Here is an 11,121-nt window from a genome sequence, read left to right as displayed (position 1 = left end):
TCATTCACCTCTGTTCTTCAAACACGAAGGTTGCATCCGGCATGACTAAATCTCCGTCTTCTGCTTTTAGCGTGATTGTTTGATTTTGATCAAGCTTCACTTTGACCTGCAGCCCGTAATCGGTCTTAACGGTCCGATTTTTGCTGGCCATTGATTTTCCAATCCAACTCAGTAATACCTTTCGAATGAATGGTTCTACGGTTGGCAGCTCGGAGAGCTTAATCATTCCTTGGTTGATATACGTTTCGATTAATTTTCTTTCTTGTTCTCGTTCTTGTAAATAATGCTCTAGCTGTGCTTTTTTTCGTTTCTCATTGGAGTTGAATGAACCCGGTTTGGTTTTTTCCCGATAATGGACCGTTCGAGGTTTGATGGTTAATTCCACAGGCGCTTCATCCCATGTATCGACGTGAAGATTCTCAGTTGTCCCCTCCTCCAGCTGTATATGCTGAATGGACATCGAACCAAACACAACAGATGACAATTTATGAGATTCTTCTAGGTTATGACACTCTGTAAACCATTTTGCCAGATGCAAATAGTCCTTCTTCCGGCTGCGAAAATGCTGCTGTCTTTCACCAATTCGCTGCACATAGCGCGTCATTCTGCGAATCATTTCATTGGTCTGCCACTGGAGCGTATCGAGTTCACTCTGATGGACTGCGGAACCTAGGAACCATTGACAGAGTGAAGACCAATATTCCTGGTACTCCGTCAGCCAATCTTCTACAGACGAAGAAACGTCTTCTAATCGAGGAACAGCTTGACGATGCTCAATCAGCTTTTTAAAAAATCCGTGCAAGTGGTCTGAGGATAGTTCTGATAACAGTTGCTGAATTTGCAGCGATGTTTTTTGCAGTGAGACGATGAAATCTCGTAAATAGGTTGTAAATTGATTTTTATAGACTAAAAATGCCTCTGTTTGCATGCGCTGGTCAGTTTGTTCACTGTTGATATAGGCAATATAATCGGCCGTACTGGTTCGGATTGATTGAAAATAGCGAAATGCATCTTCCCAAATTCGCATATATTCTTCTGCAGGTTTATTTAGATTCTGTTCCAATTCTTTTTGAAGAGTTGTCAGTGCTTGTTGCAGCCGCTCAAACTGTGACCGCTCCAAGGATCCTTGGAAGGTGTCGCCGATTTTTTCTAATTGAACCAGCATTCTCTCAATTTCAACCGTATACGGTGTACATTGATAGCGGAACCTTTTCTTTTTGTATTCCTCGATTGTTTTGGCATTGGTCATATCCTGCCGAGCGATTAAGTTATTCCATTTAACTAACTGGGATAGTTGTTGATGGAGCAGCTCTTCTTGATAGTCAGCGAAAGCTGGGATTGTCCGCATATAGTCCAATAATTCTTCAGGAGCAATAAAATCTCTCATTCTCTCATGCTGATGGTAAAAATAGCGAAGAATGGTCCGATAGTGGGCAGCAGAATCTGCTGTTAAATAGCTTGCTTCGATTATTTTTTTCATCGTGTGTTCCAACATGTCATCATCCTTATAAAACTCAATTACTATTATTGTATAACATAGATAATAGGATTCAAATGTAAAATAATACTTCTGATGGCCATTCGGGTTTTACTCATACTTGATATTAAATAGCATCAAAAAAACACACGATATTCTTGATGTAAAATGTCGTGTGTTCTTATGATGATTTTCTAAAATATTTACAATTATGAGAGTTTTTGCGATATATTTCTTCATTATAGTCAAATATTATGTTACTTTATACCTTTGATCAGCTTTTCTTTGGTTTAAACGTCTTACAACAAGTTTCAGCCGAATAGCTAGCTGCATCCTGATGATTCTTTTCACCTAACTCTGACGACATTTCTGTATCATATCTTGCATGGCTATCTAGTTCAACCATTATTTTTTCAGCTGTGCAAACATTCCCTTCTCCATAAAATGTACAGTTTGAAATCGCACAGGAAACCTCTACTTTGGGCATGATTGTACCTCCCTTTTTGTTAACCGCTCTGATAAATTATTTTCTGCAAAAAGCAATATTTCATTCAAAGTACCTTACGGCATAACAATTAGATTTTCCTTTGTACAAACAATCATAAAGCATCAAGGAAAAATATCATGTCAAAGTGGAGATTTCAAAAGAAACAACTATACATGTTCAACTTTCGCTAATTAAGAATACTTAGATTCCGTCATTTTTTTACCAACAAAAGAGAGCTGATATCATCAGCTCTCTTAAACATTAGATTGTAACTGTTTCTAGTCTAAATCCTTCCACAACTACCTCTTCATCAATTTCCAACAATAGACACCGTTTTCCTTGGAACGTTATATATTTAACGTATTTCAGGTCAGTCGGGTTGATTGTTACATTGGCCACTTTTGTCTCGATTTTGATGGTTTTAGGAACTAAACTAGTTGCTTTGAATTCATGTTTTTCATCATCCACGACTGTTTTAAAGGCATGTTCTACTTTGGCCGTCTCCACATTTTCAACGCCACTTACAGTTAAGATGCGCTCGATATCCCGTGTATCTAACGTAGGGATTTCACTTTCTTCATTCTCTTGATTCTCCTGAACCAGCTTATCGATTTCCTCATACACATTGGAAATCACTCGGGAATCCACTTGGTCTCCGATCACTTCTTTTAAAATAAAATCGAAACAGTCCTTATCTTCCTGAGCCGTTATAATCTCTTCACAATTAAGCACTTCTTCCATAAATTTATAATCTGGTTGATTTGCTTTCCCTGTATAGTAGAGAATATGGTTTACATCTGCTGCATTGTCATTTAAAGCAGGGAAGAGAAACCCAGTTAATGGTGAATCTAAATTAATAATCGGATCAAAGACATTATATGATTTGAATTCCTTCTCGATATAATCAAACATCAAGGCTTTTTTCGGCACATCTGTTTTATTAAGACTGCATAGGATAAACGCGTTGGAATAGACCTGGTCATCCCCGCCTTCTTCTGATTCCGCATTCCGTTTCTTGGTCGGTTTTCGATATTCCCCGCGGATAAACGTCACCACTGTATCAAATTCATAAACGGTGGCAGAAAACATTTTCACGACGATTTCGAGCATATATTCTTTCCAATCTTCCGTTGTTTCTTGTTGCAATCCATCGAAAAGGAACATTTGGGTGCTGTCTTCCACATCCCTCATGAATTTCAGCTCAAACAGTTTAGCATCAAGTTGACCTGTTAATACTTTTTTAAAGTTGGCTAAAAACAATTCTTGTGCTTCTTGTTCTAGCATTTGAAACGGCTGACTGACTTGATGGTAAATCTCGCCTGATTCTTTCTGTACATACACATTAAAGATTTCTCTGATTTGCAGGTTGTAGTTATCTAGCTTAAATTGTTTTCGAATATTAGCAATGTCTTTTTTGTTCATTCCATTCAACTCCCATATCTGATTATACCGTTCAGACCTGAAAATAGTAAAACTTGAGGAATCTCTTGCTAAAGGCTGTGTTAAACTTGGATGTTGATTTCCGTTCCAGGCGCTTCCCTTTCCGCGGGCTTGCCGGGGAGCCTCCTAAGCGCTTTCGCGCCTGCAGGGTCTCCCCTGCCCCGTACTCCCGCAGGAGTCTCGCGCCTTCCACCTCAATCAACATCGTTAAAAGATCAACAATGACCTTTAACACAGCCTCTTTAATCAAAAATAAAGGGCTGCCACATTAACCTGTTAAGCACAGTTAACGCAGCTGCCCACATTACTAACTAGGGATTTTCTTTACTTACTTATTTTGAAAATGTGAAGCCATTTTCTATTGAAGGATTTACACTTGTTACCATATTATTCACTGCACTGAACAAAGCTTTTATGGAAGAGGTCATAATGTCAACATCAATTCCGCATCCCCAATAAACGGTCCCATCTAAGGCAGTAATTCCTACATAGGATACGGCATTTGCTTTCGATCCAATTTCCAATGCATGCTCCTTATACACTAAATCTTTAAAATCGATACCTAAAATGCTTCCAAGACCATTGCTGATGGCATCCAGTCTACCATTTCCTACAGCGTTAAATTCGTGAACTTCATCATTAATTTTAATCGAAACATTCGTTTCATAATCATCATTTTGAGTAAATTTGTAATTGATAAACTCGATCGGGGTTTTAATATTCACATATTCTTTTAAGAAAATGTCATAGATTTCATTGGGCATTAGTTCCTTATGCTTACGGTCTGATACATTTTTTACACTATATCCAAAGCTTTCACGCATTTCGGCAGGCAAATCAAGACCATAATTCTGCATTAGTATATATCCGATTCCACCTTTACCGGATTGGCTATTAATACGAATAATATCCCCTTCATACTGTCTGCCAATATCTTTTGGATCGATTAATAGATAAGGTACGGACCAATACTGATCTTCTTTCTCCTCACGCCATTTCATACCCTTTGCAATGGCATCCTGATGGGACCCGGAAAATGCAGTAAAGACCAGTTCACCACCATATGGGTGTCTTTCATGTACCTTCATTCTTGTTAATTTTTCATACTTGGCAAGGATTTTATAGATATTTTCAAAATTAAGCTTTGGATTGACACCATGCGAAAACATGTTTAAGGCAAGTGTTACGATGTCTACATTACCTGTTCTTTCGCCATTACCAAACAGTGTTCCTTCGACTCTCTGTGCCCCAGCAAGCATTCCCAACTCTGCATCTGCAACGCCCGTTCCCCTGTCATTGTGCGGATGAAGTGAAAGAATGACATTGTCACGGTAGCTTAACTGTTCACTCATGTATTCGATTTGGCTGGCATATACATGAGGCATTGACATCGAAACTGTCGCTGGCAGATTGATAATCACCTTGTTGTCCGCAGTTGGCTGCCAAACATCAAGGACTCTGTTACATATTTCAAGCGCAAACTCCATTTCTGTACCTGTAAAGCTTTCCGGTGAATATTGAAACTGGAAATTCCCTTTTGTTTCCTCAGCATATTTTTTAACCAATTTTGCTCCAGTCACCGCAATGTCGATAATTTCTTCCTCGTTTTTTCTAAAAACCTGCTCACGCTGTGCCACTGATGTTGAATTATAAAGGTGAACTACTGCCTTATTTACACCTTGAAGTGCTTCAAACGTTTTTTCAATAATATGCTCTCTTGACTGCGTTAACACTTGAATGGTCACATCATCAGGTATTAATTCTTGTTCAATCAATGTCCGTAAAAAAGCATATTCCGTTTCAGATGCAGCAGGGAAACCAACTTCAATTTCCTTGAACCCTACTTCCAAAAGTAATTGAAAATATTCAAGCTTCTCTTCCAGACTCATCGGTACGATCAACGCTTGATTTCCATCCCGCAAATCTACACTGCACCATAAAGGAGCTTCCTCTATGTATTCCTTCTCTGCCCATTTCATACTTTTTACCGGAGGCATAAAATACCCTCTAGAATACTTTTCAACATTTCTCATTTCGTTGACCACCCTTTATAAGTTTTAATAAAATTAATTTTTCAAATAAAAAAGCCTATCATCTCATAAGAGACGACAGGCTTTGCCTACGTGGTACCACTCTTTTTGATTCATTAAAACGCAAATGAATCCACTTAATGACTTTATGACGGCAATCAACCGTTAAGACCTACATATCAGCCTTACCACTCCTGGGTGAGTTGGGGGAGTTATTGACTGTCTTTCACCAGCCGACAGCTCTCTAGACAATAATGATCCCTTAATACTCCCATTCATTGTGTTTATTTTTTAAATTTTCCTTATTTTATTATTTTTTTAATAATCAGTCAACCCCGTTTGAGGGCTTTTTTTATTTATACTACTTAATTAACTGCATTTTTTACCGCTTTTATATGATATAATCCACCTTCCGAGCTAATAATATGCTCAGGTTTTGGTTTACCCAATTTTGCTCTATGGCCTGCAATATGCGCTTCACTCTTTTCCCACTGCTTCCAATATTCCTCTGATTCCCACCGAATCATGACCATAACCTCTTCATCTCCACGGCGAACCTTTTTCTCCATGACTGTTACATCAATAAAACCTTCTTGCTTTTCAAGCATGCCTTCCCCACTGAATTGGTTGACAACCTTTTCGGCATTTCCTTCTGTTACGATAAACTTTTTTAACTGAACGAACATCTAAACATCCCCTATCCTTTATTAATAAATATAAATTGCTTATTCTTCTGCATTCTCACTATTATCAAAAGCTTCTTCAGTAGCTGTATCTTCTTGTTTCGTGTTCTTTTGATCAGATTCCATTGCTTCATGTTCGTGAAGTTCAAATAATTGAACGAACTCGTTAATAACCATATCCATCGCTTTTAATTCACCAACGAGGATTTGGTTAATCGATTGAAACTCAGGTGCATCTAACTGTTGTTTAATTGTTGAACGTTTAATATTCAGCATCTCTAAAAATGCAATTGCCCTGCCTCGGCGAAATGTTTTGGCACCACGATGGTGATGATCATGGTCTTTTCGTTTATGTCCATCTCCACGATGATGTCTGTCTTTACTATGAGCTTTAAATTCTTCGTTTCTCATTTATGCGGCCCCTCCATCTGTATACAAACGTATACATGACTTTATATTCCTACTGTATACAATTGTATACTAAATGTCAATCCATATTCTTTAACTTCGACAAAACATACTCTTTCATACCAAAAGAACCAGCAGTCAAATTACTGCCGGTTCTCCACAAAATGAATATTCCTATCTATTTTAAGCATTCTATAAAAAAAGAGTAAGGAGTTTAAATCATGCTGGTGGCATTAATCCGAATAGGTCTCTTTTTAATACCATGGTTAACTGTTTTCTTTATTCCTAAAGAAGAGTTTAAAAAGTATACGCCAGTTGCAACTTTTGCAACCTTAATAGTACTAGCAGAAAGTGTTTTGTCAGGTCCCTTTAAATGGTGGAAAGTAAAAGGGGGACCTTTACAAAAAGCTTTAAATGACTTTAGTTTTATTTTCGGACCCTTCTTTGTCGGCACCATTTGGATTTTTCGATTTACATACGGAAAATTTTGGCTGTACCTTTTAGCAAATATTTTAATGGATTCGTTTCTTACCTACCCTGCAAGCTGGATTCTTCAAAAATTACATGTTTTCAAATTGGTTCGTTTCAAGCCTAAACACATTTTCTTTACGGCTATGCCTTATGCAATTCTTATTTATCTTTACCAAATGTATATAAGTAAGCCCAAACATATAAATGATCAAAGTGAAATCTCGAAACCAGCAAATTAGTCAGGTATTACCTGGCTTTCATCTTTTTGGCTGTGTTAAACTTGTATGTTGATTTCCGTTCCAGGTGCTTCCCTTTTCAGCGGGCGTGCCGGGGAGACTCCTCAGCGCTATCGCGCCTGCGGGGCCTCCCCTGCCCCCTACTCCCGCAAGAGTCTCGCGCTTTCCACTCCAATCAACATCGTTTCAAGATTAACAATGACTTTTAACACATCCATAAAAAAATCAAATCAGTTCATTTTTGTTTTTTAGATTTATAAATAGGATGATACTGCACAAGGAACATAAAATGGCTAATGATGCAATAAAACCGTATCCAGCCTGTAATCCTAAAACCTCGTTTTCTACTCCACTTGCACTTGTAAACAACTTGCTCACCAAATCAATTATAAAGCCTATCAAAAGATTCCCGATAACACTTGCAATGCCCATCAATGTCACCGTAAAAGTAATCGCGGTTCCTGTTCCCTTTGGATACCTTTTGGCTAAAATTGCCATGACAGTCGGATAGATCAAGGCAATCCCCACTCCAGAAATCGCAAATAAGATCGCTCCCTTTTCACCCGTTAGGATGGCTGCTAAACTGCATACACCCGAAAAAGCGGAGGCAATGATGATCGATAAGGTATAACCAATTTTATCGGTAACAGCTCCTAAAAAAAGTCGAGCAAGCATGAAAAACAAGAAAAACATCGATAACATTTTAGAAGCATCATGGATGTTCCAGCTATAGGCGTCCACCAAAAATTGTACAAGCCAGCTGCCAACTGCCATCTCTGAGACCACCCCGAAAGAAAGCACCGCTACAATCAACCAGGCAACAGGGTCCCTGATAAGAGATTGATAGGAGGCCGTCTCTACATCATCATCATGCGTGTCATGTGGAAATTTACCTATCAGAGAAGGAATAATTGGCAACAGAGACAATAATAACACCAAAAGGTACATGCCTCGCCAGCCCAGATTTGCTCCAAAGATGTTCCACCCCATTAAAGAGGCCGCTATGGTTGGTGCTACAGTTGAACTAAGCCCATAAAAAAAGTGAGATAAATTCATCATGAACCCAGTGTTTTTAGTGAAAATTCTAGCAGCCATGATCCCTAAACCTATCTCAAGCATGCCATTTCCAATATATAAAAAAAAGAAAGAAGTAGACAAAAAGCCATAATTTGTGGACAGGTAAATAACAAAACCCGCTAATGCCATCGATAAAAAAGCAATGATTCCCGTCCATTTGATCCCTATTTTGCTACTTAGTAGGGATGTAAATGAACAGGCAATAAGATAGCCTAGAGAATTCAAGGCTAATAGAATACCAATCTGTGATTGGCTTAACCTCAGTTCATTCTGAATGATAGGGATGGCTGGACCTTTAATGTTCTCAGATAAACCAAAGATGAGAAAGCCTCCAAAGACGATACTGAGTAAAATATAATAGTTGTATTTTGGAACACTCTTAAGTGTAGGCCTTGTTTTTTCTGTTGTAAGTGTTTGTTGTTGGGTTTCCATAAACTTTCCTTTCTTTTTAAAAATAGTCTTGCATATATTGTGATAAGTATTTATTCAGCTTCAGAATAAATATTCCAATATTTAATTCTAATTGGCTGCCGTACTTTGAGAATGGGGGCAACTTTTTGTAAAGGATGTGGATGGAAATGGATTTTAATACTTTTATCAGATTATACCAAGAATTCTTAAAGGAATGTGCATCAAAAGGTTGGATTATTGAGGTTCTTATTGAGGAATTTGGAAATCATCTAGCAGCAATCAAAAATTCAGCAGGAATTGAAGTCCAATTCTATATCGAATTAAATCTAGATAACTCTGTTCAGCTTAATAATACAACGAATCAAAGCAACCTAGATTATGGCGTTATAAGGGACTCAGGTAAAGGGGACGTCTTCGCAAAAGAAGTATTGGATGAGTTTCACCAGTACTGGAGAAGCCACTTACCTAGACGCTACTCTAGCTTTATTATTAATAAACAATAAAATAGTTAGTAGAGGGGATATAATAAATTATTGTATCCCTTTTACTATTTTCATAAAAATATACAATTGATTCAAGAATTGCTTCCCCTCTTCATAAGCTTTATGATGTATTCCTTAGGGCTCCAGCAATTAAATTTATAGTGTGTTTTAGTCTCATATCCTAATCGTTCACAGTAAAATTTCATTCCTTCTGTTTTTTTCTCTGCTATAAAATGCCGGCAAGTCGCACAGCAATGAAAATCTTTCATAAACACATCACCTTTCATTCTTTATATAAGTAATATAAAAAATAGTTTGCTATGATATTAAGGATATAGGAATGTTTCAAATAAATTAAGCTGAAAGAGGGATCTTTTTGAAAAAAATCATTTTTATTCCCTTAATTCTTTGTGCTTTCGTATTAGCAGCTTGCGGTGCCGCCAAAATCCCGATGGACGCAAATAATAAGAATTTGATGAATATGAAGCCAGTTAGCGGAGAAGAAACATTATCTGAATGGTCTACACCTAGTAGTATCACTACTAACAAACCAGTAACCATTTCAATCCTTATTAAGGATAAAAATAATAAGCCAGTGAAAGAATTCGAAACAGTTAGCACTAAGAAAATGCACTTAGTAGTCGTTAGTAAAGATTTTTCTTACTTTGCTCATATTCATCCCACATTTAAAGGAAATGGACGATTCGAGATTACCACAACGTTTCCTGCAAGTGGAGATTATAAACTCATTGCTGAAATGACTCCAGTTGGTGCTAGTGATTACAGTATTGAAAATCACTGGGTTAAAGTTCAAGGAACACCACCACCATCCGTATCAATTGAACCAGACTCTACGCTCACAAAAGTAATCAATGGAACTAAGGTTACTCTTTCTTTCGATGGAAAACCGACTGCCCAAAAAAATATCGATATGAACTTTACCCTATATAATGCTAAAACGAATAAACCAATAACTAATTTAAAACCATATTTAGGAACAGTTGGTCATGCAGTGGCAATTGATCGTTCAGTAGCACAGTTTATGCATATTCACCCATTATACCCCAAAGGCAAAGGTCCAAAAGTAACTTTCATGACCTATTTCCCCACAAAAGGAGTATACAAAGTCTGGGGGCAATTTAACGTAAATGGACAAATATTGACCGTACCGTTTGTTATCAATGTTGAGTAAAAGACTGAAAAGACCTATTCCACAGTTTGAATAGGTCTTTTTAGTACGTTGTATTTATTTTTTACGGAATGAACGTACCACCGCAAATAATGAAAGCAGCACGGATACAATTGAAAGAACTAATGGCAGCGTATTAGACTGTTCATTGTTTGTTGTCTTCACGTCCGTTGTTTTTGTGGCATCTTGTTTAGTGTCTTCAGTGACGGTTTGATCATCATGATGATCATCTGTTGAAGTTCCTGCGACAATATCTGTTATAGAATGTGGAGCTTTTGCTGATTCATCGCCTGTCCACTCGACGATACTGCCATCTTTATAATATTGGTAGGCATCCCATGCAATCTGGGTAGCTTTATCAGGGTTTTTGGCCACAAAGGTAAACTGTTGAAATTGACCTGGTAAAATCCCCTCGCCAGTTGCTGTAAATGTAAATAATTTAACCTTGCCGCTCGCATCCTTATCAGCCGTATAGTTCCAGCCAGGGACAGGTTGATAAGACATAATTTCTACTCCCGTAGGTGCTTTAATCGTGAATTTTGTAGTTGGTACTTCTTTTTCGACAGGAACTTTAACCGTATATGTTTCCCATGCTCCAGTAGTAGAAGTTTTTGGCATCACAGTTACATGGGCACTTGCTACGCTTGAAAATAAAAACAAGCTTAATACAGTAGGTACAATCACTTTAGAAATTTTTTTCATTGTTCGTTTCATTTAATTACTCCCTTTA

The 11,121-nt window shown here is 37.7% G+C and carries 11 protein-coding genes and 1 other annotated feature; of the genes, 3 read left to right on the top strand and 8 right to left on the bottom strand.

The genetic code is table 11. The annotated features are described in order from the left end of the window. Positions 1 to 4 precede the first annotated feature (4 nt). The 6 genes from JOC76_RS02595 to JOC76_RS02570 form a co-directional block, all read right to left on the bottom strand. Complete coding sequence (locus JOC76_RS02595; protein WP_239557505.1) at positions 5 to 1,480, bottom strand: TIGR02677 family protein; 1,476 nt, start codon at positions 1,478 to 1,480, stop codon at positions 5 to 7. A gap of 271 nt (positions 1,481 to 1,751) precedes the next feature. Further along, entirely contained in the window at positions 1,752 to 1,964 is a 213-nt protein-coding gene (locus tag JOC76_RS02590; protein ID WP_205175859.1) for a DUF1540 domain-containing protein, read from the bottom strand. Positions 1,965 to 2,225: 261 nt separating this feature from the next. After that, the gene (locus JOC76_RS02585; RefSeq protein ID WP_205175858.1) at positions 2,226 to 3,386 is read right to left on the bottom strand and encodes a DUF4317 domain-containing protein; all 1,161 of its coding nucleotides are present in this window, start codon (positions 3,384 to 3,386) and stop codon (positions 2,226 to 2,228) included. Positions 3,387 to 3,736: 350 nt separating this feature from the next. Then, the gene (locus JOC76_RS02580; protein WP_205175857.1) at positions 3,737 to 5,437 is read right to left on the bottom strand and encodes a 2-isopropylmalate synthase; all 1,701 of its coding nucleotides are present in this window, start codon (positions 5,435 to 5,437) and stop codon (positions 3,737 to 3,739) included. A 65-nt stretch (positions 5,438 to 5,502) separates the two neighbouring features. Further along, positions 5,503 to 5,722: a binding site (T-box leader), on the bottom strand. Between the two features lie 77 nt (positions 5,723 to 5,799). Continuing rightward, a complete protein-coding gene (locus JOC76_RS02575; RefSeq protein WP_205175856.1) occupies positions 5,800 to 6,120 on the bottom strand; it encodes an antibiotic biosynthesis monooxygenase in 321 nt (106 codons plus the stop codon). Positions 6,121 to 6,159: 39 nt separating this feature from the next. Then, complete coding sequence (locus JOC76_RS02570) at positions 6,160 to 6,528, bottom strand: hypothetical protein (protein WP_205175855.1); 369 nt, start codon at positions 6,526 to 6,528, stop codon at positions 6,160 to 6,162. Between the two features lie 218 nt (positions 6,529 to 6,746). On the opposite strand from JOC76_RS02570, the gene JOC76_RS02565 reads away from it, so the two are divergent. Continuing rightward, positions 6,747 to 7,235 (top strand): hypothetical protein, encoded by a 489-nt coding sequence (locus JOC76_RS02565; RefSeq protein ID WP_205175854.1) that lies wholly within the window; start codon positions 6,747 to 6,749, stop codon positions 7,233 to 7,235. Positions 7,236 to 7,457: 222 nt separating this feature from the next. On the opposite strand, the gene JOC76_RS02560 is transcribed toward JOC76_RS02565, so the two are convergent. Further along, positions 7,458 to 8,741, bottom strand: coding sequence for an MFS transporter (locus JOC76_RS02560; protein WP_205175852.1), 1,284 nt, complete (start codon positions 8,739 to 8,741; stop codon positions 7,458 to 7,460). Positions 8,742 to 8,887: 146 nt separating this feature from the next. Here JOC76_RS02560 and JOC76_RS02555 point away from each other — a divergent pair, with 146 nt between their 5' ends. Further along, entirely contained in the window at positions 8,888 to 9,223 is a 336-nt protein-coding gene (locus JOC76_RS02555) for a hypothetical protein (protein WP_205175850.1), read from the top strand. A gap of 355 nt (positions 9,224 to 9,578) precedes the next feature. Beyond that, on the top strand, positions 9,579 to 10,394 hold the full coding sequence (locus tag JOC76_RS02550) for a DUF8832 domain-containing protein (RefSeq protein ID WP_205175848.1): 816 nt from the start codon (positions 9,579 to 9,581) through the stop codon (positions 10,392 to 10,394). Positions 10,395 to 10,448: 54 nt separating this feature from the next. Here JOC76_RS02550 and JOC76_RS02545 read toward each other — a convergent pair whose 3' ends face one another. Then, positions 10,449 to 11,105: a YcnI family copper-binding membrane protein gene (locus tag JOC76_RS02545; protein ID WP_205175846.1), complete on the bottom strand. Its 657-nt coding sequence runs from the start codon at positions 11,103 to 11,105 to the stop codon at positions 10,449 to 10,451. Between the last annotated feature and the right edge of the window lie 16 nt (positions 11,106 to 11,121).

Origin of the sequence: Neobacillus cucumis (assembly GCF_016908975.1) — a bacterium.
Classification (GTDB): domain Bacteria; phylum Bacillota; class Bacilli; order Bacillales; family Cytobacillaceae; genus Neobacillus; species Neobacillus cucumis.
Note: the sequence above shows the minus strand (reverse complement) of the source record. Positions and strands in the feature narration are given on the sequence as shown.